We start from the raw sequence: 23468 nt of genomic DNA, 5'->3' as shown, positions 1-23468 counted from the left end.
TTAAGAAGCTGTGAGTGGTTCACGGCACCTGCGAGATACATCACGGTCCGGGGTCAAAGTCCCGGACCGTGGTGTGTACTGGGGCGCATGCCTGAGGACGTCTCGATCTTCCAGCTGCTGGGCGTGTGCCTGCTCGCCCTTCTGACCGTCGTCTGGGCGATCAGCCTGGCCCGCGTCCTGCGCGCCGTCCGCCCCGACGCCGCCCGGTCGGCCGACTCCGCGCTGTCCGCGCTCCCGCATCCGCGGCAGGCGGGCCCGCACCTGGAGTCGGTGCAGCTCACCCCGGCCGAACAGGACGCCTTCGCCGGTCTGGTGCGGCAGTTCAGCGACGGGCGCTGAGCCGCGCGCCCCGGCGCACGTCACGGCACCTGCGCCGCCCGCCGCTCCATCGCGTCCCGCGCCGCGTCCTCGGAGACGTACACCTCGCACATGTGCCGCCCGTCCGGCGTCGCCGTGTGCTCGACCTCCCACAGGGAGACCTCCGTGCCGTCGCGCAGCAGGAAGGCGTGCTCGTAGAGCGAGAAGCACAGTGCAGCGCGCCCCGCCCGGCACGGGCGCCCGAAGGCCTGCGTGATCTGGTGCGCGAACGCCGTGCTCAGCAGCGCGGCGGTGTGCGCGCCCGGCCGGTCGGTGTTCTCCGCGCGGCGCAGGAGCCGGCGCGCGTGATCGGCGGAGTCGTCCGGCACGTACGTGTGGCGCGGCGCGTGCACCGGCGACAGCTGCACCGTCACCGGCAGCTCGAAGTCCGGTGCGTCCGGCGGTAACGGCAGGCGCGCGGTGGCGGCACGCAGCTCCTCCTCGTCCACGTACACCTCGTGCTGCGGCGCACTGCCCGGCGCGGTGTTGTGGACGAGCTCCCACAGGGTGAGCGCCGAGCCGTCGGCGAGCAGCCAGGTGTGCCGGTACGTCTCACGGTGCCGGCCCGCGCTGTGGTGCGCGGAGTGCAGGGAACTGTCGTGCGCCAGCGCGCAGTCCAGTCGCCGTATCACCTCGTCGGGCAGTTCGAAGGAGTTCAGGGCACGGCCGAGCAGTCGCGCGAGGTGCTCCTCCGGAGACTCCGGCGACTCATGGGATTCGTACGCTGCCGTCTCGTACGGAACGCTCAAGGCTTCTCCCGGCGTTGCTGCATGTCACCTTGTGGGTGCATACCGTAGCCCCTCGGTCGGACATCATGTCCGGGAACCGAGAAAACGTACGCACTTAAAACGTTGAAGCCGCGCGGATCGTTCCCGCGCGGCTCCACGAGCTGTCAAAATGCCCTGCTCAGGCGGCACTTCCCGCAGTCCACTCGCTCCACGGCAGGTTCCATCCGTTGAGCCCGTTGTCCGGCGCCACCGACTTGTCGGGGGAGTTCTTGACGATCACCACGTCGCCGATCAGCGAGTTGTCGTAGAACCACTTCGCCGTCGTGTCGCCCTGCGCGCCCTGCACGTCCTGCAGCCCGACACAGCCGTGGCTCGTCCCGGCGACCCCGAAAGGCGGGTTCCCCTTGTTGTACCAGTAGTTGCCGTGCAGGAAGGTCCCCGAGGTGGTCAGCCGCATCGCGTGCGGCACGTCCGGGATGTCGTAGGCGTCGGCCAGATCCACCGTCTGGCTGTTCATCCGGGTCTCCTTGAGCTTCTCGGAGATCACCATCTGCCCGTTGTACGTCGGGAACTCCGCGCTGCCCGCCGAGATCGGCACCGTCTTGAGCGTCTTGCCGTCCCGCGCGACCGTCATGGTCTGCGTGTTCACGTCGACCGTGGAGACCTGCGACCGCCCGATGGTGAAGGTCACGGTCTTCTTCTGGACCCCGAAGACACCGTTCGCGCCCTCGACCCCGTCCAGGTCGATCTTCATCGTGACCTTGGAACCGGCCTTCCAGTACTCCTCGGGCCGGAAGTCGAGCCGCTGCGCCCCGAACCAGTGCCCGACGACCTTCTGCCCGCTGCTCGACGTGACGGTGATCCCCGACTGCACGGCCTTCTTGTCGCTGATCGCCTTGTCGAAGTTGAACGACACCGGCATCCCGACACCCACGGTCGACCCGCTGTCCGGCGTGTACGTCCCGATGAAGCTGTTCTCCGGCGACACGGTGGTGAAGCTGGACCGCGCGCTCGTGCTCTTCCCGTCCGAGCCCTTCGCCTTCGCCGCTATCTCGTACTTGGTCCCGCGCTCCAGCTGCTCCTTCGGCTTCCAGCTACCGCCGTCCGCCGATATCGCCCCGGGCACGGCCTGCCCGCTCTCCGCCACGGTCATCCTCACGTCGGTCAGCTTTCCGCCGCTGACCTTCACGCCGGTCGAGTTGATTGACGCTCCCGACGAACCGTTCTTCGCCGAGATCACGATCTTCGCGCCCGAGGCCCCGGCGCCGCCGCCCTTGTCGTCGTTGTTGGCGTTGGCGTTGCCGCCGCAGGCGGTCAAGGTAAGCGCGCCGACCATCAGGACGGCACAGGTCCCCAGCACGCGCCGCGCTGCTTTGTCCGGCGTTTTCACAGGCTGCTCCATGTTCGCGTGATGTGCGTGGTCCGATCCGATGCGTGCAGAGAGAGGGAATCCGCGCCGGGTCGGGTTCCCTCCGTTCGCCATGGACGCCGTCGCGTGACAGAACCGGGACATTCGGGAGCGGGGTGGGACAGGCGTGACACGGGAGCCGAGCGCGCGGCGTACTCGGCGGGACACACACAACCTGTCCGCGGGGCGCGTCGGTTGGCGGCCGCGCCGATCACCAGGTGTGCTCTTTCGTATCGGTGCGGGGCGGGCCCGACCTGCTTTCAGAGGCGCAGCGCACGGGCCTCAGCATCCGCCGGGGCGCACACCACCGCCCTCAGGCGTCGGTCACCCACCCCCCTCACACATCACCAGCGCGCACGCCCCGACGGTCCTTCGCGCCCCCCTGGCTCAGGAACGCTCACCGCCCCCGTACAACTCCCCGTACGCCGGCCACGCCCCGCCCGGCCCGTCCACAGCCCGGGCGGCGCGCACGGCGCGCACGATCGCGTGCATCACCGCATCCGCGCCCGCGGCCAGGATGTCGTTCAGCGCGAGCGGGTTCGCGTCGTCGAGCGCGTGCTCTCCTGTGGCCAGCGCGAACACGGTGTCGCCGTCATGCAGCAGATGCACCGGACGCACGGCGCGCGCGATCCCGTCGTGCGCCGTGCCGGCCAGCTTCTGCGCCTGCGCCTTGGACAGTTCCGCGTCGGTGGCGACGACGGCGAGCGTCGTGTTCAACGAGGGGAGTGCGTTGCGCTCCGCGCTCTCCACGAGCCGCCGGCGCGCAGTCTCCCGGACGCGCTCCTCCGGATACTCCACGCGCCCCTGGAACAACTCCCCGTACAACACACCGACTTCCGCATCCAGCGCGTCTCCCGCGGCGTTCGCCACCACCAGCGCCCCCACGGTGATCCCTGAGTCGAGGACGACACTCGCGGTACCGACCCCACCCTTCATCGCCCCGACCACCGCTCCCGTCCCCGCCCCCACGCACCCTTCCTCGACGCGGGCGCCGAGTGCGCTGGCCGCGGCCGCCTCGACCGCCGACCGCCCCGTCGCGGAGTCAGGGCGTGCGCGGAAGTCGCCACCCCGCCCCAGGTCGAAGACGCACGCCGCAGGCACCACGGGCACCACGTGTGCCGGATCCGACCCGACGCGCACGCCGCGCCCCCGCTCCTCCAGCCAGGCCATCACGCCGGAGGCCGCGTCGAGCCCGTACGCGCTGCCCCCGGTCAGAACGATCGCCTCGACCTTCTGCACGACGTTGCGCGGGTCGAGGGCGTCGGTCTCCTTGGTGCCGGGCCCGCCGCCCCGCACGTCCACCGCGGCAACGGCCCCGCCCTCGGGGGCGAGCACAACAGTGGTGCCGGTGAGCCAACCGCCGCCGGTGCGCGTGGCGTGACCCACCCGCACTCCGGCGACGTCCGTCAATGCGTCGACTGTCATGGGGCCAGTGTGGTCCAGGCCCCGGGCACGGTGCCGGAATTCAGCCGGTCGGCGTTGCAGTCGTAGGCGCCGCCGTCCTGCTCGCCCGCGCCGTGAGCGTCGTACCGGCCGCCACCGCGAGTGCCGAGACAACTCCGGCCGCGAGCACCGCCCAGTCACCGAGGAAGGTGCACGCGATGATCAGCAGCGCGGTCGTCGGCAGCACCAACTGCTGGGCGGTGCCCACCTTGAAGTGCCGTGAATGCAGCGCCCACACCGTGAGCAGGTAGAGCGCCGTGGGCAGGGTCACCGCCGCCGACGCGGCCAGCGTGGAAATGTGCGCCTCGCCGACCGTCTGCTCGACAGCCACCTCCAGTCCCGCCCCGATCGCGGCGGCCGACGCGAAGATCACGTAGTGGCCGTAGCCCCAGAGGAAGGACTGCCGGTTGGAACGCAGATGGCCGTGGATGGGCACCACGAAGTAGATCCACCAGGCGGAGAAGATGATCAGGAGCCCGCCTGCCGCGATCGGCAACAGTTCGTCGAGCGCGTCGTTCTCGTCGAGCGCGGTCTTCACGGCGACCGTGGCGGCGGCGATCGTCTCGCCGAGCACGATGATCGTGAGCAGGCCGTACCGCTCGGCGATGTGGTGCGGGTGCCAGGCCGTCGCGTGGCCCTTCTCCGCGTACGCCGGTACGCACATTTCCAGGATCGCCATCACCAGGAACACCCATGGCCGGGCGTCCTCGGGGAGGACCAGCAGCCCGAGCCAGCCGATTTGGCACAGGAGCACCCCTGCGGCGTATCTCAGGGCTGTTGTTCTCTCCGGCCCCCGACAGGAGCGTGCCACGCGGAGCCACTGCGCCGTCAGTGCGAGCCGCATGATCAAATAGCCCAGCCAGACGGCGAGGAAGTCGTGCTCGTCGAACGCCTTGGAAATACCGGCCGCCAGTACGAGCACACCGGCGATCTGCACGAGGGTGACGATCCGGTAGAGGACGTCGTCGTTGTCGTAGGCGGAGGCGAACCAGGTGAAGTTCATCCAGGCCCACCAGATGGCGAAAAAGACCATCGCGTAGTTGAGGATGCCCTCACCGGGGTGCCCCTCCGCCACGGAGTGCACCAACTGAACGCCCGCCTGGGCGATGGCGACGACAAAGCACAGGTCGAAGAAGAGCTCTAGCGGTGTCGCGGCGCGGTGCGCCTCGTCGCGGCCACGGGCCGTGAGTCTGCGCAGCGGCCGTCTGCTTCCTGGCGCGTCGGCGGAGGGCGACGCGGGAGTCGAGCTGGACGTCATGACTCCAAGCACAGCAGATAGGGCGCCGAATTTCTTGCGCACGGATTCACGAGCGCACAAACTTCCGGTGCCCCCTCCCCAGGGCCGAGCCGGACCGCGGCCGCGCCGACCGGACCGCGCCCGGCCGGGACCTTCGGTCCGCAATCGAGGACCAACGCCGAGCCCGGCACGCTCCGCGCGGGCGTGCAATGGAGATGTACCGGCGAAGCCGAGTGAGAGGTGCCCGCCATGACTGTCCACCCCGTGGAGACTGCGACCACCACCCCTGCCGCACAGACGGTCCCTGAGACGGCGGCGGACGCCTGGTCCGGGTTCCGAGGCGGCCTGTGGCGCGACGCGATCGACGTGCGCGACTTCGTCCAGAGCAACTACACCCCGTACGAGGGCGACGGCTCCTTCCTCACCGGACCCACCGAGCGCACCACCAAGGTCTGGAACAAGCTCCTCGCGATGTTCCCCACCGAGATCGAGCGGGGCATCCACGACGTCGACGTCAGCACCCCCTCGCGCATCGACGCCTTCGCCCCCGGCTACATCGACCGCGACCTCGACCTGATCGTCGGCCTCCAGACCGACGCCCCCCTCAAGCGCGCGATCATGCCCAACGGCGGCTGGCGGATGGTCGAGAACGCCCTCAACGCCTACGGGTACGAGGCCGACCCCGCCGTCCGGGAGATCTACACCAAGCTCCGCAAGACCCACAACGACGGGGTCTTCGACGCCTACACCCCCGAGATCCGCGCCTGCCGCTCCTCCGGCATCATCACCGGACTGCCCGATGCCTACGGCCGCGGCCGCATCATCGGCGACTATCGCCGCGTCGCCCTCTACGGCGTCGACCGGCTCATCGTCGCTAAGCGAGCGGACAAAAGCGCACTCGAAGTCGAGTGGCCGAGTGCGCAGGTGATCCAGGAACGCGAGGAAATCGCCGAGCAGATCCGGGCCCTCGACGAGCTCAAGGCCATGGCCCGCTCCTACGGCTACGACATCTCCGGCCCCGCCCGCACCGCCCGTGAGACCGTCCAGTGGCTCTACTTCGCCTACCTGGCCGCCGTCAAGGAGCAGAACGGCGCCGCCATGTCGATCGGCCGCATCGACGCCTTCCTCGACATCTACCTCCAGCGGGACATCGAGCGCGGGCTGCTCACCGAGTCCGAAGCCCAGGAACTCATCGACGACTTCGTCATCAAGCTGCGCATCGTCCGCTTCCTGCGCACCCCCGAGTACAACGAGCTCTACTCCGGCGACCCCACCTGGGTCACCTGGTCCATGGCCGGACTCGGCGAGGACGGACGCCCGCTGGTCACCCGCACCACCTTCCGCGCCCTGAACACCCTCTACAACCTCGGGCCCGCCCCCGAGCCCAACCTCACCGTCTTCTGGTCGCCGCGCCTGCCCGAGGCCTTCAAGCGGTACGCCGCCAAGGTCGCCATCGACACCAGCGCCCTGCAGTTCGAGTCCGACGAGCTGATGCGCCCCAAGTACGGTGACGACACCGCCATCGCCTGCTGTGTCTCCGCGATGGCGATGGGCCGGCAGATGCAGTTCTTCGGCGCCCGCGTCAACGTCGCCAAGGCCCTGCTGTACGCCATCAACGGCGGCCGCGACGAGGTCTCCGGCAAGACGATCGTCGAGGGCTTCGAACCGATCACCGACGAGTACCTCGACTACGACACGGTCCGCGCGCGCTACGACGCCATGCTCGACTGGCTGGCCAAGACCTACGTGCACGCCCTCAACGTCATCCACTACATGCACGACAAGTACGCCTACGAGCGCCTGGAGATGGCCCTGCACGACCGGCGCATCCTGCGCACCATGGCGTGCGGCATCGCCGGTCTGTCGGTGGCCGCCGACTCCCTGTCCGCGATCAAGCACGCACGCGTGAAGGTGATCCGCGGCGAGACCGGCCTCGCCGTCGACTACGTCGTCGAGGGCGACTACCCGGCTTACGGCAACAACGACGACCGGGCCGACGACATCGCGCGCGGCATCGTCCACGACTTCATGGAGAAGGTCCGCAGGCACCCGACGTACCGCGACGCGGTGCACACCCAGTCCGTCCTGACGATCACCTCGAACGTCGTCTACGGCAAGAAGACCGGCAACACCCCCGACGGCCGCCGCGCCGGCGCCCCCTTCGCACCGGGCGCCAACCCGATGAACGGCCGCGACGAGCACGGGTACATCGCCTCGGCGCTCTCCGTCGCCAAGCTCCCGTACGACGACGCGGAGGACGGCATCTCGCTCACCAACACCATCACTCCCGACGCCCTGGGCCGCACCGCCGAGGAACGCGTCAGCAACCTCGCGGGCGTCCTGGACGGCTACATGGCGAGCGGCGGCTTCCACATGAACGTCAACGTCCTCGACCGGGCGACCCTGGAGGACGCGATGGAGCACCCCCAGAAGTACCCGCAGCTGACCATCCGGGTCTCCGGATACGCGGTCAACTTCATCCGCCTCACCCGCGAGCAGCAGCTCGACGTCATCAACCGCACCTTCCACGGCTCGTTGTAAAGGAGCCGGGCGATGACCGCGCCTCTTACGTCCGCGTCGACCACGCCGACGCTTCCCGGGCCCGCCGCCCTGGCGGTGGGCCCGCGGACCCCGGCCGCGGCGGCGACCCGCCGCCCGGTTGTGGGGTCGGTCCACTCGTGGGACCTGTCGACCGGCGTCGACGGGCCCGGCACCCGCTTCGTCACCTTCCTGTCCGGCTGCCCGCTGACCTGCCTGTACTGCCAGAACCCCGACACATGGCGCATGCGCGACGGCAAGCGCACCACCGCCGACGAGATCGTCGCGGAGGCGGCCAAGTACACGCGGTTCATCGCGGCCGCCGGTGGGGGCGCCACCATCAGTGGGGGAGAACCGCTGCTCCAGCCGGTGTTCACCGGTGAGCTGCTGCACCGCTTCAAGCACGAACTCGGGCTGCACACCGCCCTGGACACCTCCGGATTCCTCGGTGTCAGGGCCACCGACGCGCTGCTGCGCGACACTGACCTGGTCCTGCTCGACATCAAGTCCTGGGACCGTGCCACCTACCGCAAGGTCACCGGCCGGCCGCTCAAGCCCACCCTGGACTTCGCGCGGCGTCTGGCCGACCTCGGCAAGGAGGTCCACGTCCGGTTCGTGCTCGTGCCCGGCCTCACCGACGACCCCGCCAACATCGAGGGCGTCGCCGCGTTCGCCGCCTCGCTCGGCAACGTCACCCGCGTCGACGTCCTGCCCTTCCACAAGCTGGGGGAGGCCAAGTGGCAGGCCCTCGGCCGCCCCTTCGTCCTGCACGACACACCCTGCCCCACCCCGGAGCAGACCGCCCTGGCCAGGGACATCTTCGCGGGACACGACCTGTACGCGGTCTGAGGCGACGCCCGGCCCACGACGGCCGTCGCCGCCGGGGCCGTACCCTTGAGGCATGGACACCGCTCCGGACCCCGAGCCGCGCGAGCCGAAGGCCGCGCTGATCTTCGACGACCCGCTGGACCAGCAGTCCTCCGACGACACGGACCGCGGGTGGGGCGAGCGGCCGAGCGCCGGCAGCGACAGCGCGGCGGACCTGAGGCGCTTCCTCGACGAGAAGCCGCCCCACCACCTCTGAGCCCGGAGGGCCCAGCGGGCACCCGCCCGCAGAGCCCCGTCGAGCGCCGCTACGACCCGTTGCGCCCGGGGCCGCGCTGCGCGACCAGCTCGTCGCGGATCTCCTTCAGCACCTCCAGCTCGGTCACCTCGATGAGCTCGTGGGTGCCTTCCTTCGCCTTGCGCCGTGCCTCCTGGCGCGCCAGGTACTTCGACATCGGCAGGACCATCAGGAAGTACACCACCGCCGCGGTGATCACGAAGCTGAGCGTCGCTCCCAGCACCGAGCCCCAGAGGATCATGACCCCCTTGGAGACCGTGCCGTCCGCGGCCTTCTCGCAGGGGCCCTTCAGACACGAGGCGTAGCTGTCGAGGTTCTTCGTCCCGATGGCCCCGACCAGCGGGTTGATGACTCCCCTCACCACCGAGTTCACGATGTTCGTGAAGGCGGCGCCGATGACCACCGCAACTGCCAGGTCGACGACGTTCCCGCGCATCAGGAAGGCCTTGAAGCCGTCCAGGACGCCCGGTTCCTTCTTCTTCTCGCTCACTTCGGGGACTCTCCTCGCACACGCCGGTTGTGGAACGGGACGGTCCGCAACCTACGGCAGAGTTGGGCCGTCCTGTCCAATCCGGTCGTTCGAACGAGCGACTTGACAGGAGGCCGCGTACCAGGCGGAACACGTGGCTCAGCACAGCGTCACCGCCAGTCGAGCCGTCGCGCTCGCGCCCACCAGACGTGCCGCCGTGGACCGCGGCACCGTGAGCACGACCAACGCCCCGCTGTCGGCGGACTCGTCCACAGCCTCGGGCACCTTCGTCACCCGCACCCCGCGCGCCACCACGCGTGCGTCCCCGCCCGACGCCGAGTCTTCGGCCGCGATGACGTCCACCCGGTCACCGGGCCGCAACAGCCTCACCGTCGCCGCGTCGGCGATCCGTACCGGAGCCGTCACCATCTCGACGGCGCGCCGCTCGCGTGACGGCTCACCCGCCGGGTGCCCACGCGCCCGGTCGGTGTCCTGAGGGCCCGCCGCCACCAGCGCTGCCGCGGTGACCGCCAGCCCCGCGGCCACCGCCCGCCGCCGGTGCCGGGCGAGGCGCCCGGCGAACCGTCCGCCACGGACCCGAATCGGCGCGAAGTGCGGGACTTCGCAGGTCGGAGGCGCGTCCGTGCCGAGCGGGCGCGGAGTTGGGAACGACGCGGACGGGGAGGAGAAGGGAGAGGGAGTCGGTGTCGGACCGAAGGACATGAGGAACCACCACCTGCCACGAGACAACGGCTTGCGAGGCCCACGATGGGGCTTCGCGCCGCGGCCCGCTGAGGCCAGTGGACAACCGCGGGGCTGTGGAAAACTCCCTCACCCGAACGGGAAGTTCCACCGTGAGGAGAGCCGACTCCCTATCCACAGGAGTCCGGCCCCCGCCCTACGGCAGCTCGAACCCGGGGTCCATCCCGCCGAGCGCCGACGTGCACAGACAGTCCCGCTCCTCGTTCGAGGGCAGCGCGGCCACCGCGTCGAACAGCACGCCCCGCAGCCGGTCCACGTTCGCGGCGAACACCCGCAGCACCTCGTCGTGCGAGACGCCCTCGCCGGTCTCGGCGCCCGCGTCGAGGTCGGTGACCAGCGTCATCGACGTGTAGCAGAGCTCCAGTTCACGGGCGAGCGCCGCCTCGGGATGACCGGTCATGCCCACCACGGACCAGCCCTGGGCCCGGTGCCACAACGATTCGGCACGAGTGGAGAAGCGCGGCCCCTCGATCACGACCAGCGTGCCGCCGTCCACCGGCTCCCAGTCCCGTCCGCGCGCCGCCTTCAACGCGGCGGCCCGTCCGGCCGGGCAGTAGGGGTCGGCCAGCGACACGTGCACCACGTTCGGCACGGTGCCGTCCGGCAGCGGCAGCCCGTCGAAGTACGACCCCGCCCGGGACTTCGTACGGTCGACCAGCTGGTCCGGCACGAGCAGCGTGCCCGGACCGTACTCGGGGCGCAGACCGCCCACCGCGCACGGGCCGAGGACCTGGCGCACGCCCACCGAGCGCAGCGCCCACAGGTTGGCCCGGTAGTTGATCCGGTGCGGCGGCAGATGGTGGCCGCGACCGTGCCGGGGCAGGAACGCCACCCGACGGCCGGCGATCTCACCGAAGAAGAGGGAGTCGCTGGGCGGCCCGTACGGGGTGTCCACCTGGATCTCGGTCACGTCCTCAAGGAACGAGTAGAAGCCGGAGCCGCCGATTACGCCGATGTCTGCGTTCGCCATGCGATCACAGTATCCGGCCGCCGTCCGCCGCCGAGAGGGGCTCCGGGATACACCGAGCACCCCGCGGTCGTACGACCGCGGGGTGCTCGGGAAGACGCGCTACGCGGCGGAGCTGCTGGTCGAGGTGCTGGAACTCGACGACTTCGAGTCCGAGGACGACGAGGAGGACGTCGACGGCTTCGACGACGCCGGCGAGCTGCTCGACGAGGAGCCGCGGCTGTCGTTGCGGTAGAAGCCGGAGCCCTTGAAGACAATCCCGACTGCGGAGAACACCTTCTTCAGGCGGCCGTTGCAGCTGGGGCACTCGGTCAGGGCGTCGTCGGTGAACTTCTGCACCGCCTCAAGGCCCTCGCCGCACTCGGTGCACTGGTACTGGTAGGTCGGCACTGTCTTCCTCCTGGCACTCTCACTCAATGAGTGCTAACGAGCGTCCATAGTGACGTATTCCTCGGGATCAGTCCACTGTGACCGGCACGCGGTGACCGACGCCACGTGCGACGGTACGGCTGCGGGGGTGCGCGGTGAGCCGCGAGCGCAGCGCCAGAAGCGTGGCCAGGGCGAGCAGCGTGCCGCCCATCGGCACAAGGAATCCGGCGCCGTCCCAGAAGCGGTCCTCCAACTGTCCGGCCACCGTGACGGCGGCAGCCTGGCCGAGCGCGACCGCGCCGGTCAGCCAGGTGAACGCCTCGGTGCGGGCGCCGGCCGGAACCAGCTTCTCCACCAGCGTGTAGCCGGTGATCAGTGCGGGAGCGATGCTCATGCCGACCAGGAGACCCAGACCGGCCAGGACGAGTGCCGAGTGCGCGGCCCACAGCCCCGACGCGGCGAGCGCGAGGGCCGCGTAGCCGAGGACGAGGCGCTGCTGGGGGGCGATCTTCCAGGCAATGGCGCCGCACGCGATGCCGGAGAGCATGTTGCCCGCGGCGAAGACGCCGTACAGGACGCCGTTCAGACCGGGCTCACCGATGGACTCGGTGAAGGCCGCTAGCGACACCTGCATGCCGCCGAAGACGGAACCGATGCCCAGGAAGGCCACGATCAGTACGCGCACACCGGGCACGCGCAGGGCGGAAGCGTGCTTCACGCGCGCGTGCCCCTGCAGCGTCACCGAGGGCTGCGTGCTCTTCTGCGCGGCGAACAGCAGACCGCCGACCAGCGTGAGACCGGCCTCCGTCACCAGGCCGGCGGCCGGGTCGACGGCCGTGCACAGCGCGGTGGCCAGGAGCGGGCCCACGACGAAGGTCAATTCGTCGGTGACGGATTCGAAGGCCGCGGCGGTGGTCATCAGCGGCGAGTCCTGGAGCTTCACGCCCCAGCGGGCGCGGACCATCGGGCCGACCTGCGGGACGGAGGCGCCGGTCGGCACGGCCGCCGCGAACAGCGCCCACAGGGGCGCGTCCGCCAGCGCGAGCGCCGTCAGGGTCAGACCCGCCAGCGCGTGCACCAGCACACCGGGGATCAGGACGGCACGCTGCCCGTACCGGTCGGCGAGACGCCCGCTGTAGGGCGCGAAGAGCGCCATCGACACACCGGTGACGGCCGCGGCGGCGCCCGCCGCGCCGTACGAGCCGGTGGTGTGCTGGACGAGCAGCACGATGGAGATGGTCAGCATCGCGAACGGCTGACGCGCCGCGAAACCGGGGAGCAGGAACGTCCAGGCGCCGCGTGTGCGCAGCAGCTGCCCGTATCCCGGGCGGGAGGAGGCCGACGAGGTCTTCGACGGCTCAGTGGTGACCGTGGACTCCACGGCCCGTGCCTTTCTGCCGCCTGGTAGCGCGCCCTGTGCGGGGGGCGCCGAGAGCTGTCCTCTTGCGCGGAACTGCGGTAGATACCGGCGCCTGTCTGAGGAGGGCGTTCCGGCCGCCATACGGTCGCGCCAGCTCTGCGTCAGGCAGAGTTGGTTCGATCAGGGTGCGCCTTCATCGTACAGGGATCAAGGGCCTAAGTGCCTGTGAAAACGAGCACCACGATGCAGGCCGCCTGTGAATGAATGGGGTGTGAATGGTACGAAACATGCCCTTAACGATCAGCTGCGCCCGCGCCGGTCGGGCACAGCCCGAGAATCCGTCCTCAGTGCCGCGTCCGCCCCCCGGACCCCGCTCCCGAGCCCCCGCCGTTCCCATTGGTGCCCAGCCACCCGGCCAGCTTGCCCCCGCGCGCCACTGCCCGCAGTCGCCGTTCCGCGGCATCCCGCACCGGATCCGTCGCGACGACGAGCAGCTCGTCCCCGCGCCGCAGCACCGTGGCCGGCAGTGGCACGAACGATGTGCCGTCCCGCACGACCAGGGTGACGGCGGACCCGGAGGGCAGCCGGAGCTCGCTGACCTCGACGCCGTGCATCTTGGAGCCCTCGGGGATCACGAGCGACAGCAGATGCCCCCGCAGCCGTTCCAGCGGCGCCGACTCGATGCCGAGGTCGGACGCGGCGTCCGCGTCCTCGCCGAGCCGCAGCTGGCGGGCGAGCCAGGGCAGGGTCGGCCCCTGCACGAGGGTGTAGACGACGACCAGGATGAAGACGATGTTGAAGATCCGCTGACTGTTCTCGACGCCGGCGACCATGGGGATGGTCGCCAGGACGATGGGGACGGCTCCGCGCAGGCCCGCCCACGACATCAGCGCCTGTTCCCGCCAGGGCACCCGGAACGGCGTCAGGCAGACCACCACGCTCAGCGGGCGGGCGACCATGGTCAGGGCCAGGCCGATGACGAGGGCAGGCAGGATGTCGTCGCCGAGTTCGTGCGGGGTGACGAGCAGGCCGAGCAGGACGAACATGCCGATCTGGGCGATCCAGCCGAGCCCTTCGGCGAACCCGCGCGTAGCGGGCCAGTGGGGCAGTTTGGCGTTGCCCAGCATCATCGAGGCGAGGTACACCGCGAGGAAGCCGCTGCCGTGGGCCAGTGCGCCCGCCGCGTACGCGGTGACGGCGATGGCCATGACGGCGATGGGGTAGAGGCCGGAGGCGGGCAGGGCCACGTGTCGCAGGCCCCAGGCGCCCAGCCAGCCCACCGCGAGGCCGATCGCGCAGCCGATGGCCAGCTCCAGCAGTATCTCGCCGACCAGCACGTACCAGTGTTCGACGGGGCCGCTGTGCGAAAGGGCGACGACCATGATGACCACGGGGGCGTCGTTGAAGCCGGACTCCGCCTCCAGCGTGCCTTTCACGCGTTGGGGCAGGGGGATCTTCCGCAGCACCGAGAAGACGGCGGCGGCGTCCGTGGAGGATACGACCGCGCCGACGATCAGGGCCTGACGCCACTCAAGACCGGTCAGGTAGTGCGCCGCGGCGGCCGTGACCCCGACGCTCGCCGCGACGCCCACGAGCGCCAGCGCGGCGGCGGAGGGCAGTGACGGCTGGATCTCTTTCCACTTCGTGCTCAGACCACCTTCGGCCAGGATCACGACCAGGGCCGCGTACCCGATGACCTGCGTCAGCTCGGCATTGTCGAACTTGATGTCGGCGATGCCGTCCTGGCCCATCAGGACGCCGATGCCCAGGTACACGAGCAGGCTGGGGAGCCCGCTGCGCGAGGAGATGCGGACCGCTGCGACGGCGACGAGCAGTACGAGCGAGCAGACGAGCAGGAGCTCATTGAGGTGGTGGACTGTCAGCGGCCGTTCCCTTCCCTGGCTCTCGGCACGCGCGCGTGGAGCTCGCGTACACATAGGACACGAAGTGGTAGAACTCCGCACCCAACTACTTCGTTACCTTACCTAACTCTTGACGTTTTCTTGACGCTCGCCCGGGCATGATCGAACGCTCGTGCGCGCGGGTTCCCTACTCCGCGTCAAGTGGCACCAGGCCCTGCGCCTATGGTTGCTCCAGCACTCCAGGACCGCCTGCCGCTCGCGTTAGGACAGCAAGGACAGCGATGCCCCCCAACACCACCGCCTCCACGGGTCAGCAGCCCGGCAAGTCCGGCAGGAAGAAGGGGCGCAAAGCCCGTTTGGTCGTCTTCGTCCTCGTGCTGGCCATCATCGGAGGCGTCGCGTACGGGGCGTACTGGTCCATCAGCACCGTTCGTGCCTCTTTCCCGCAGACCACGGGATCGATCACGCTCGAAGGCCTGTCCGGCGAGGTCGAGGTCAAGCGCGACGGCTACGGCATCCCGCAGATCTACGCCTCCACCGACGAGGACCTGTTCATGGCGCAGGGCTTCGTCCAGGCGCAGGACCGGTTCTACGAGATGGACGTGCGCCGTCACATGACGTCGGGGCGCCTGTCGGAGATGTTCGGCAAGGGCCAGATCGACAACGACGAGTTCCTGCGCACCCTGGGCTGGCACCGGATTGCCAAGAAGGAGTACGACAGCAAGCTGTCGGACGAGACCAAGAAGTACCTCCAGGCGTACAGCAAGGGCGTCAACGCCTACCTTGAGGGCAAGGAGGGCAAGGAGCTCTCGCTGGAGTACGCCGCCCTCGGTTTCGCCAACGACTACAAGCCCGCCGAGTGGACCCCGGTCGACTCCGTGGCGTGGCTGAAGGCGATGGCCTGGGACCTGCGCGGCAACATGGAGGACGAGATCGACCGCGCCCTGCTGACCAGCCGCCTGGGCCCGAAGCAGATCAAGGACCTCTACCCGCAGTACCCGTACGACCGCAACAAGGCGATCGTCCAGGAGGGCCAGCTCGACGAGCTCACCGGCACGTTCGGGCAGGGCGGCCAGACGGCCGGCGGGAGCGCGTCCACGGACGGCACCGCGGCGGGCGGTACGACCGCCTCGGGCACCGGCGCGGCCGGAACCTCCACCAGCGGCACGTCGGGCCTGCAGAGCCAGCTCTCGGGCCTCTACGGCGTCCTGGAGGACCTTCCGACGGCCGTCGGCGTGAACGGCAACGGCATCGGCTCCAACTCCTGGGTCGTCTCCGGCGACCACACGATCTCCGGCAAGCCCCTGCTGGCCAACGACCCGCACCTGTCGGCCTCGTTGCCGTCCGTCTGGTACCAGATGGGCCTGCACTGTCGCAGCGTCTCCGACAAGTGCCAGTACGACGTCACGGGCTACACCTTTGCCGGTATGCCCGGTGTGATCATCGGCCACAACAAGAACATCTCCTGGGGCATGACCAACTCCGGCGTGGACGTCACCGACCTCTACCTGGAGAAGCTCACCGGCACCGGCTACCTGTACGACAACAAGGTCAAGCCGTTCACCACGCGAGAGGAGACCATCAACGTCGCCGGCGGCGACTCCAAGACGATCGTCGTCCGCGAGACGAACAACGGCCCCCTGCTCTCCGACCGCAGCGACGAGCTGGTGAGGGTCGGCAAGAAGGCCGAGGTCGACACCTCCGCCCCCGACCGCGGCGACGGCTACGGCATCTCCCTGCGCTGGACCGCCCTGGACCCGGGCACTTCCATGGACGCGGTCTTCGCCATGAACAAGGCCGCGGACTGGGACGACTTCCGTGCCGCTGCCGCCCTGTTCGAGGTGCCCTCGCAGAACCTGATCTACGCCGACACCGAGGGCCACATCGGCTACACCCTGCCCGGGAAGATCCCCACCCGCGCGGAGGGCGTCGACGGCTCGATCCCGCAGCCCGGCTGGAACTCCAAGTACCGCTGGACCGGTTACATCCCGCAGAACGAGCTGCCCTTCGAACTCGACCCCGCGCGGGGCTACATCGTCACCGCCAACCAGGCCGTGATCGACAAGGACAAGTACCCCTACACGCTCACCACGGACTGGGGCTACGGCACGCGCAGCCAGCGCATCACCTCGCTGATCAAGTCGAAGATCGACGGCGGCGGCAAGATCTCCACCGACGACATGCGTCAGATGCAGCTCGACAACAGCAGCGAGATCGCCAAGCTGCTGGTGCCCCAGTTGCTGAAGATCGACATCGCCGACCCGGACGTCCGTGAGGCGCAGAAGCTGCTGGAGGGCTGGGACTACACCCAGGACGCCGACTCGGCGGCCGCCGCGTACTTCAACTCGGTCTGGCGCAACATCCTCAAGCTCGCCTTCGGCCACAAGCTGCCCAAGGAAGTCCGGGTCAAGGGGCAGTGCCTGTGGGTCGACCCGATCAACACCACCGGTCCCGCGGACGAGGCGGAGAAGGTCCGCGAATGCGGCCAGCGCGACGCCGAGCAGGCGCAGCCGGACGGCGGCGACCGCTGGTTCGAGGTCGTGCGCACCCTCATGGACGACGAGGACAGCGACTGGTGGAAGACGCCCAGGTCGGGCACGCGCCCCAAGGCCGAGAACCGTGACCAGCTGTTCAAGCGCGCCATGATCGACGCCCGCTGGGAGCTGACCGCCAAGCTCGGCAAGGACATCGAGACCTGGAACTGGGGCCGGCTGCACCGCCTGTTCCTGAAGAACCAGACCCTCGGCACCGAGGGCCCCGGCTTCCTCCAGTACGTCCTCAACCGCGGCCCCTGGAAGCTCAGCGGCGGCGAGGCCACGGTCAACGCCACGGGCTGGAACGCCGCCGGCGGCTACGGCGTCGTCTGGGTGCCGTCGATGCGCATGGTGGTCAACCTCGGCGACCTCGACAAATCGAAGTGGATCAACCTGACGGGCGCCTCCGGACACGCCTACAGCGCCCACTACACCGACCAGACCGACAAGTGGGCCGACGGCGAACTGCTCGACTGGTCGTTCAGCAAGAGCGCGGTGGACAAGAGCACGAGCGACACGCTGGTGCTGCAGCCGTGAGCCGCTGACGGCGCGAACGACAAAGGGCCCTCCACGCGCGCGTGGAGGGCCCTTTCGCGGTTACGGCAGCGGCGGGGCGGCGCGGAAGGCGGTGAAGGCGCGCTGCGCGACTCAGGCCGCGTGGAAGCGGTGCACGCCCGACGGCGTCACCACCGCGTGCACCGGCCGGTCGTGCGCCTCGGCCGGAACGCGCTCGACGACCTCCGTGTCGTACAGCAGCACCACCAGCGCGGGGTGGGCACCTGTGCGCTCCAGGCGCGCGAGCACGCGGTCGTACGAGCCGCCGCCGCGCCCCAGCCGCATCCCGCGCGCGTCCACGGCGAGCCCGGGCAGCAGCACCGCGTCCGCCGTCGTCACGGCGTCCGGGCCGAGACGCGCGCCGGCCGGCTCGAAGAGAGCCATCTTGCCGCCGTGTTGGACCCGCGCGAGGGAGCCCTCGCCGGTGTACGCGCCCCAGTCGAGGTCGTTGTCGGGGAGGAGCGCGGGGAGCAGGACGCGCACGCCCCGCGCGCGCAGCGCATCAAGGAGCGCGAGCGTGCCTGGTTCGCTTCCCACGGAGACGTACGCCGCCACCGTGCGCGCCTGCGCCAGTTCGGGCAGGAGGAGCGCGTGCTCGGCCAGCGCGAGCGCCGACTTGCGCAGGTCATCGACCGTCAACCTGCTTCTTGCCGCGAGGATCTCTCGCCGCAACGTTCTCTTGTCAGGCTCGGCGGGACGTCCGATGTGAGGCATTGGTCGCACCCGTTCCCTTTCAATCCGCTCATATGAGAGCCAACTAACCGGAGCAACAGATTCCATACAAAGGCACCGGATAAGGTTGCCCGCATGACTCAGTCGCACCTTCGGATCAGCAAGGCTGTCATCCCCGCAGCAGGCCTCGGCACCCGGTTCCTGCCGGCCACCAAAGCCACTCCCAAAGAGATGCTGCCGGTCGTCGACAAGCCGGCGATCCAGTACGTGGTCGAGGAAGCCGTGTCCGCGGGTCTCGACGACGTCCTCATGATCACGGGTCGCAACAAGCGCCCCCTTGAGGACCACTTCGACCGCAACTACGAGCTGGAATCCGCGCTCGAAAAGAAGGGCGACGCCGAACGGCTCGCCAAGGTGCAGGAGTCGAGCGACCTGGCCACCATGCACTACGTGCGCCAGGGCGACCCCAAGGGTCTCGGCCACGCGGTTCTCTGCGCGGCCCCGCACGTCGGCCACGAGCCCTTCGCCGTCCTCCTCGGCGACGACCTCATCGACCCGCGCGACCCCCTCCTCAAGCGCATGGTGGAGGTCCAGGAGCAGCGCGGCGGCAGCGTCATCGCGCTCATGGAGGTCGCCCCCGAGCAGATCCACCTCTACGGCTGCGCTGCCGTGGAGACCACCGACGACGGCGACGTCGTCAAGGTGACCGGCCTGGTCGAGAAGCCCGACGCCGCGGACGCCCCGTCCAACTACGCGATCATCGGCCGCTACGTCCTCGACCCGCACATCTTCGACATACTGCGCAAGACCGAGCCCGGACGCGGCGGTGAGATCCAGCTCACCGACGCCCTCCAGCAGCTCGCGGCGGACGAGAAGGTCGGCGGCCCGGTGCACGGCGTCGTCTTCAAGGGCCGCCGCTATGACACCGGTGACCGTGGCGACTACCTGCGTGCCATTGTCAGACTCGCATGCGAACGTGAAGACCTGGGCCCGGACTTCCGGACCTGGCTTCGCAGTTACGTAGCCGAGGAGATGTAGCCACTTTGAGCAGCGCCGCCCGCACCGCCGGCCAGGACCACCTCTGGTCGGTGGACGAACACCTGGAGGACATCCTCGCGACCGTCCGCCCCCTCGAACCCATCGAGCTGCACCTGCTCGACGCCCAGGGCTGCGTCCTGGTCGACGACATCACGGTCCCGGTCTCCCTGCCGCCGTTCGACAACAGCTCCATGGACGGCTACGCGGTACGGGTCGCCGATGTCGCGGGCGCGAGCGAGGAGTTCCCGGCGGTCCTGGAGGTCGTCGGGGACGTCGCCGCGGGCCAGGCGGAGCTGCTCCAGGTGGGCCCCGGCCAGGCGGCGCGCATCATGACCGGCGCGCCCCTGCCGCCGGGCGCCGAGACGGTCGTCCCCGTGGAGTGGACCGACGGCGGGCTCGGCGAGGGACCGGTGGCCGGGATGCGCGCGCGCAGCCTCGCCCCCGAGGGCGCCTCCGGGCAGGTGCACGTGTACCGGCCCGCCGAGGCACGCGCGCACGTACGCGCGAAGGGCAGCGACGTGAAGGCCGGCGACCGTGCCCTGGAGGCAGGCACCGTCCTGGGCCCGCCGCAGATCGCGCTGCTCGCCGCCATCGGCCGCGGCACGGTACGCGTGCGCCCGCGCCCGCGCGTGGTCGTGATGTCCACCGGCAGCGAACTCGTCCAGCCCGACGAGGAGTTGCGCAGCGGCCAGATCTACGACTCCAACAGCTTCGCTCTCACCGCGGCGGCGCGGGACGCGGGGGCGATCGCCTACCGCGTGGGCGCCGTCGCCGACGACGCCGACATCCTGCGCTCCACGATCGAGGACCAGCTGGTGCGCGCCGACCTCATGGTCACCACCGGCGGGGTGAGCGTCGGCGCCTACGACGTCGTCAAGGAGGCGCTGCAGTCCGTCGGCGACGAGGACGAGGCGGGCAGCGGCATCGAGTTCCGCAGGCTCGCCATGCAGCCCGGCAAGCCCCAGGGCTTCGGCTCCATCGGCCCCGACCACACGCCGCTGCTGGCTCTCCCGGGCAACCCGGTGTCGTCGTACGTCTCCTTCGAGCTGTTCGTACGTCCCGCGATCCGCACACTGATGGGGCTGGAGGACGTCCACCGGCCGCGCACGACCGCCACCCTCAGGGCGGAGAAGGCGCTGACCTCGCCGAAGGGGCGCAGGCAGTTCCTGCGCGGTAGGTACGCCGACGGCGCCGTGACCCCGGTCGGCGGTGCGGGATCGCACCTGGTCGCCGCCCTGGCACAGGCCGATGCGCTGATCGTCGTTCCCGAGGACGCCGAGTCCGTCGAGCCCGGCGCCGAGGTCGAGGTCGTCCTTCTGGGCTGAGCGCACGCGCGCGTGCCGCTTAACGGGCGGTCCTGCTCCGGTGCGCGCGCCGACTTGGCGGTACCGTGTCGCGCACAGCAGGCCCAGCGCCGCACCGCCGAGGGCCCGGACCGGGAGCGCCACACAGCATGAGTACGCAGGACCGACTGACGCACATCGACGAGGCGGGCGCCGCGCGCATGGTCGACGTATCGGAGAAGGACGTGACCGCGCGGACCGCGCGCGCCAGTGGACGCGTCCTGGTCTCGCCCCGGGTGATCGAACTGCTGCGTGGCGAGGGCGTCCCCAAGGGCGACGCGCTGGCCACCGCGCGGATCGCGGGCATCATGGGCGCCAAGCGCACGCCGGACCTCATCCCGCTGTGCCACCCGTTGTCGGTGTCGGGTGTGAAACTGGACCTGTCGGTCGCGGACGACGCCGTGGAGATCCTGGCCACGGTGAAGACCACGGACCGTACGGGTGTCGAGATGGAGGCCCTCACCGCGGTCTCCGTCGCCGCGCTCACCGTGATCGACATGGTCAAGGCGGTCGACAAGGGAGCGGTCATCACGGACGTACGCGTGGAGGAGAAGACGGGCGGCAAGTCGGGCGACTGGAGCCGGGCATGACCGCCGGGATCCGTCGCGCCCTGGTCGTCACCGCCTCCAGCCGCGCCTCCGCGGGCGTCTACGAGGACAAGGGCGGACCGCTCGTCGCCGCGGGGCTGACGGGCTTCGGGTTCGCCGTCGACGGACCGCAGGTCGTGCCCGACGGGGACCCCGTGGAGGCCGCGCTGAGGGCCGCCGTGGAGGCCGGGTACGACGCCGTTGTCACCACAGGCGGCACCGGCGTCTCGCCGACGGACCGCACGCCCGAGGCGACCCGGAAGGTGATCGACTACGAGGTTCCGGGCATCGCGGAGGCCATCAGGGCATACGGGCGCGAGAAGGTGCCCACGGCCGCGCTCTCCCGGGGCCTGGCCGGGGTGGCGGGCGGCACGCTGATCGTCAACCTGCCCGGCTCCACCGGCGGGGTGAAGGACGGGCTCGCCGTTCTGGAGCCCCTGCTGGCGCATGCCGTCGACCAGATCCGCGGCGGGGACCACCCGAGACCCGGCGCCGGCAGTGGGGGTGCGAGCTGAACAGCCCATCCTGGCCCGTCGTGCTGGCGGACGGCGACGTCGTCCTCCGGCCGATAAAGCTGCGCGACCAGCGGGCCTGGCGCGAGGTCAACCGGCGCAACCGGGACTGGCTGCGGCCCTGGGAGGCGACGATTCCGCCGCCCACGCCGAGCGGGCCGATCGCGCACCGGCCGACCTACCGGCAAATGGTCCGGCACCTGCGTTCCGAGGCGAACGCGGGGCGCATGCTGCCGTTCGTCATCGAGTACCAGGGGAGGCTGGTCGGGCAGTTGACGGTCGCCGGGATCACCTGGGGCTCGATGTGCTCGGGGCACGTCGGGTACTGGGTGGACGAGGCGGTGGCCGGACGTGGCGTGATGCCGACGGCCGTGGCGCTCGTCGTGGACCACTGTTTCCGGACCGTCGGACTGCACCGCATCGAGGTGTGCATTCGTCCGGAGAACGGACCGAGCCGTCGGGTGGTGGAGAAACTCGGATTCCGCGAGGAGGGGCTGCGGCCTCGTTATCTCCACATCGACGGGGCCTGGCGCGACCATCTTGTGTTCGCGCTCACAGCGGAAGAGGTCCCGGACGGGTTGCTGAACCGCTGGCACCGGGCACACTCCCGGGGAAGGCCCGCCGAGGGGCCGCGGAACGCGCAGAACACGCCGGGGAATCCCGCATAGTCCGGGGAAATTGAATAAATGTTCGAAATTGATCGCCCCGCGACCGGAGCAGGACCCTGAATTCCCACCCTTCGTGACCGGTTGATCGCATCGGTCACAAGAAATTTTCGAAATATCAGCCAGATCGTGCGACACACCGGCTCAATTGGCAGATGGCCTCACGCAAACCCCTCTACCGTGTGAGGCGTGAGCAGCAGCGGCCTCATCTACGCAGCCATTGTCGGGGCCTGGGCCGCCTACTTGGTGCCGATGTGGCTCCGTAGGCAGGACGAACTCAACGAGGCTCGTCCGACGGAACGCTTCAGCACAGCCATCCGGTTGCTGTCCGGACGGGCGGGGATGGAGCGCCGGTACGCCAAGGACCTGCGCGCCCGCTCCGCCGACGAGGGGGAGCCCGGCGCCGACGACCCGGACGCCGTCACCGAATCGGTGGACGTCCGGGCCTTCGCCGTGCCTCCGACCCGCCCGCAGACGGTGTCCGCGCGGGCAGAGGAAGAGGAGCGGTCCGAACCGGCGCGCGCACACCCGCACGCGCCGGGGTCCGACCCCGTGCCCGCGCCCGCGCAGAAGTCGCGGAATCCGCAGGCGGCGCGGAAGGCGGTCCCCGCCGCCCGGCGGGCACGTCCCGCAGCCGCCGCGGAGGCGGCCGCAGCGCGCGCCCGGCGCACGAAGGTGCTCGCGCGCCGTCGGCGCACGACCGTGATGCTCTTCCTCGCCTTCACGATGGGTGCGATCGTCGCCGCCGTCGGGGGGCTCGCGTTCCTCTGGGCGCCCGGCGTGCCCGCCGTCCTGCTCAGCGCGTACATCGCCTACCTGCGCTCCCAGGAGCGGCGCCGCTTCGCCTACCAGATGGACCGCCGGCGTGCCGAAGTGGCCGCGCAACAGCTCAGGGAGCGTGCGCGCCAGCCGCGCCGACGCGGGCCGGTCGACGCCGCC

General features: G+C 70.1%; 22 protein-coding genes. 11 read left to right on the top strand and 11 right to left on the bottom strand.

Features of this window, described 5'->3' with window-relative positions; all coding sequences use genetic code 11:
* The first annotated feature begins 87 nt into the window (after positions 1–87).
* Positions 88–339, top strand: coding sequence for a hypothetical protein (locus tag GA0115233_RS32820; protein WP_093723973.1), 252 nt, complete (start codon positions 88–90; stop codon positions 337–339).
* 20 nt (positions 340–359) lie between these two features.
* On the opposite strand, the gene GA0115233_RS32815 is transcribed toward GA0115233_RS32820, so the two are convergent.
* The 4 genes from GA0115233_RS32815 to GA0115233_RS32800 form a co-directional block, all read right to left on the bottom strand.
* Complete coding sequence (locus GA0115233_RS32815; RefSeq protein ID WP_093723972.1) at positions 360–1106, bottom strand: DUF6227 family protein; 747 nt, start codon at positions 1104–1106, stop codon at positions 360–362.
* Between the two features lie 157 nt (positions 1107–1263).
* On the bottom strand, positions 1264–2475 hold the full coding sequence (locus tag GA0115233_RS32810; protein WP_093723971.1) for a L,D-transpeptidase: 1212 nt from the start codon (positions 2473–2475) through the stop codon (positions 1264–1266).
* Between the two features lie 405 nt (positions 2476–2880).
* Entirely contained in the window at positions 2881–3918 is a 1038-nt protein-coding gene (locus GA0115233_RS32805; RefSeq protein ID WP_176712028.1) for a P1 family peptidase, read from the bottom strand.
* 40 nt (positions 3919–3958) lie between these two features.
* Positions 3959–5194, bottom strand: coding sequence for a low temperature requirement protein A (locus tag GA0115233_RS32800; RefSeq protein WP_093723969.1), 1236 nt, complete (start codon positions 5192–5194; stop codon positions 3959–3961).
* A gap of 228 nt (positions 5195–5422) precedes the next feature.
* On the opposite strand from GA0115233_RS32800, the gene pflB reads away from it, so the two are divergent.
* From pflB to GA0115233_RS32785, 3 genes are read left to right on the top strand one after another with little or no spacing between them, the layout of a single operon-like run.
* Positions 5423–7714 (top strand): formate C-acetyltransferase, encoded by a 2292-nt coding sequence (gene pflB, locus GA0115233_RS32795; protein ID WP_093723968.1) that lies wholly within the window; start codon positions 5423–5425, stop codon positions 7712–7714.
* 12 nt (positions 7715–7726) lie between these two features.
* The gene (gene pflA, locus GA0115233_RS32790) at positions 7727–8560 is read left to right on the top strand and encodes a pyruvate formate-lyase-activating protein (protein ID WP_255310434.1); all 834 of its coding nucleotides are present in this window, start codon (positions 7727–7729) and stop codon (positions 8558–8560) included.
* Positions 8561–8612: 52 nt separating this feature from the next.
* Positions 8613–8795, top strand: coding sequence for a hypothetical protein (locus GA0115233_RS32785; protein WP_093723967.1), 183 nt, complete (start codon positions 8613–8615; stop codon positions 8793–8795).
* A gap of 49 nt (positions 8796–8844) precedes the next feature.
* Here the strand turns inward: GA0115233_RS32785 and mscL are convergent, their stop codons facing one another.
* From mscL to GA0115233_RS32750, 6 genes are all read right to left on the bottom strand, one after another.
* Complete coding sequence (mscL, locus tag GA0115233_RS32780) at positions 8845–9324, bottom strand: large conductance mechanosensitive channel protein MscL (RefSeq protein ID WP_093723966.1); 480 nt, start codon at positions 9322–9324, stop codon at positions 8845–8847.
* 138 nt (positions 9325–9462) lie between these two features.
* On the bottom strand, positions 9463–10026 hold the full coding sequence (locus GA0115233_RS32775) for a hypothetical protein (RefSeq protein ID WP_093723965.1): 564 nt from the start codon (positions 10024–10026) through the stop codon (positions 9463–9465).
* Between the two features lie 175 nt (positions 10027–10201).
* Entirely contained in the window at positions 10202–11035 is an 834-nt protein-coding gene (locus GA0115233_RS32770; RefSeq protein WP_093723964.1) for an S-methyl-5'-thioadenosine phosphorylase, read from the bottom strand.
* Between the two features lie 99 nt (positions 11036–11134).
* Positions 11135–11422, bottom strand: coding sequence for an FmdB family zinc ribbon protein (locus GA0115233_RS32765; protein ID WP_093723963.1), 288 nt, complete (start codon positions 11420–11422; stop codon positions 11135–11137).
* A 67-nt stretch (positions 11423–11489) separates the two neighbouring features.
* Positions 11490–12782: an MFS transporter gene (locus GA0115233_RS32760; RefSeq protein ID WP_093723962.1), complete on the bottom strand. Its 1293-nt coding sequence runs from the start codon at positions 12780–12782 to the stop codon at positions 11490–11492.
* Positions 12783–13105: 323 nt separating this feature from the next.
* Entirely contained in the window at positions 13106–14698 is a 1593-nt protein-coding gene (locus GA0115233_RS32750; RefSeq protein WP_093723961.1) for a potassium/proton antiporter, read from the bottom strand.
* A gap of 206 nt (positions 14699–14904) precedes the next feature.
* On the opposite strand from GA0115233_RS32750, the gene GA0115233_RS32745 reads away from it, so the two are divergent.
* The gene (locus tag GA0115233_RS32745; protein WP_093723960.1) at positions 14905–17694 is read left to right on the top strand and encodes a penicillin acylase family protein; all 2790 of its coding nucleotides are present in this window, start codon (positions 14905–14907) and stop codon (positions 17692–17694) included.
* A gap of 111 nt (positions 17695–17805) precedes the next feature.
* On the opposite strand, the gene GA0115233_RS32740 is transcribed toward GA0115233_RS32745, so the two are convergent.
* Entirely contained in the window at positions 17806–18426 is a 621-nt protein-coding gene (locus GA0115233_RS32740) for a 5-formyltetrahydrofolate cyclo-ligase (RefSeq protein ID WP_093723959.1), read from the bottom strand.
* A gap of 93 nt (positions 18427–18519) precedes the next feature.
* Here GA0115233_RS32740 and galU point away from each other — a divergent pair, with 93 nt between their 5' ends.
* From galU to glpR, 6 genes are all read left to right on the top strand, one after another.
* Positions 18520–19422 (top strand): UTP--glucose-1-phosphate uridylyltransferase GalU, encoded by a 903-nt coding sequence (galU, locus tag GA0115233_RS32735; RefSeq protein ID WP_093723958.1) that lies wholly within the window; start codon positions 18520–18522, stop codon positions 19420–19422.
* Positions 19423–19427: 5 nt separating this feature from the next.
* Positions 19428–20747, top strand: a complete 1320-nt coding sequence (gene glp, locus GA0115233_RS32730; RefSeq protein WP_093723957.1) for a molybdotransferase-like divisome protein Glp — start codon at positions 19428–19430, stop codon at positions 20745–20747.
* Positions 20748–20875: 128 nt separating this feature from the next.
* Entirely contained in the window at positions 20876–21355 is a 480-nt protein-coding gene (moaC, locus tag GA0115233_RS32725; RefSeq protein ID WP_055615846.1) for a cyclic pyranopterin monophosphate synthase MoaC, read from the top strand.
* Positions 21352–21867 carry a MogA/MoaB family molybdenum cofactor biosynthesis protein gene (locus tag GA0115233_RS32720; protein ID WP_093723956.1) on the top strand — a complete coding sequence of 172 codons (516 nt, stop codon included), beginning with the start codon at positions 21352–21354 and terminating at the stop codon, positions 21865–21867. The genes moaC and GA0115233_RS32720 overlap by 4 nt, the downstream gene beginning before the upstream one ends.
* A gap of 20 nt (positions 21868–21887) precedes the next feature.
* Positions 21888–22532, top strand: coding sequence for a GNAT family N-acetyltransferase (locus tag GA0115233_RS32715; RefSeq protein ID WP_176712027.1), 645 nt, complete (start codon positions 21888–21890; stop codon positions 22530–22532).
* Between the two features lie 186 nt (positions 22533–22718).
* Positions 22719–23468 (top strand): divisome protein SepX/GlpR (gene glpR / locus GA0115233_RS32710; RefSeq protein WP_369691386.1); only part of this gene is annotated, 750 nt, incomplete at its 3' end.

The sequence above is a fragment of the Streptomyces sp. DI166 genome, assembly GCF_900091315.1.
In the GTDB taxonomy this organism is placed as follows: domain Bacteria; phylum Actinomycetota; class Actinomycetes; order Streptomycetales; family Streptomycetaceae; genus Streptomyces; species Streptomyces fuscus.
The sequence above is the reverse complement of the archived record's forward strand: the minus strand, read 5'-3'. Positions and strand labels throughout refer to the sequence as shown.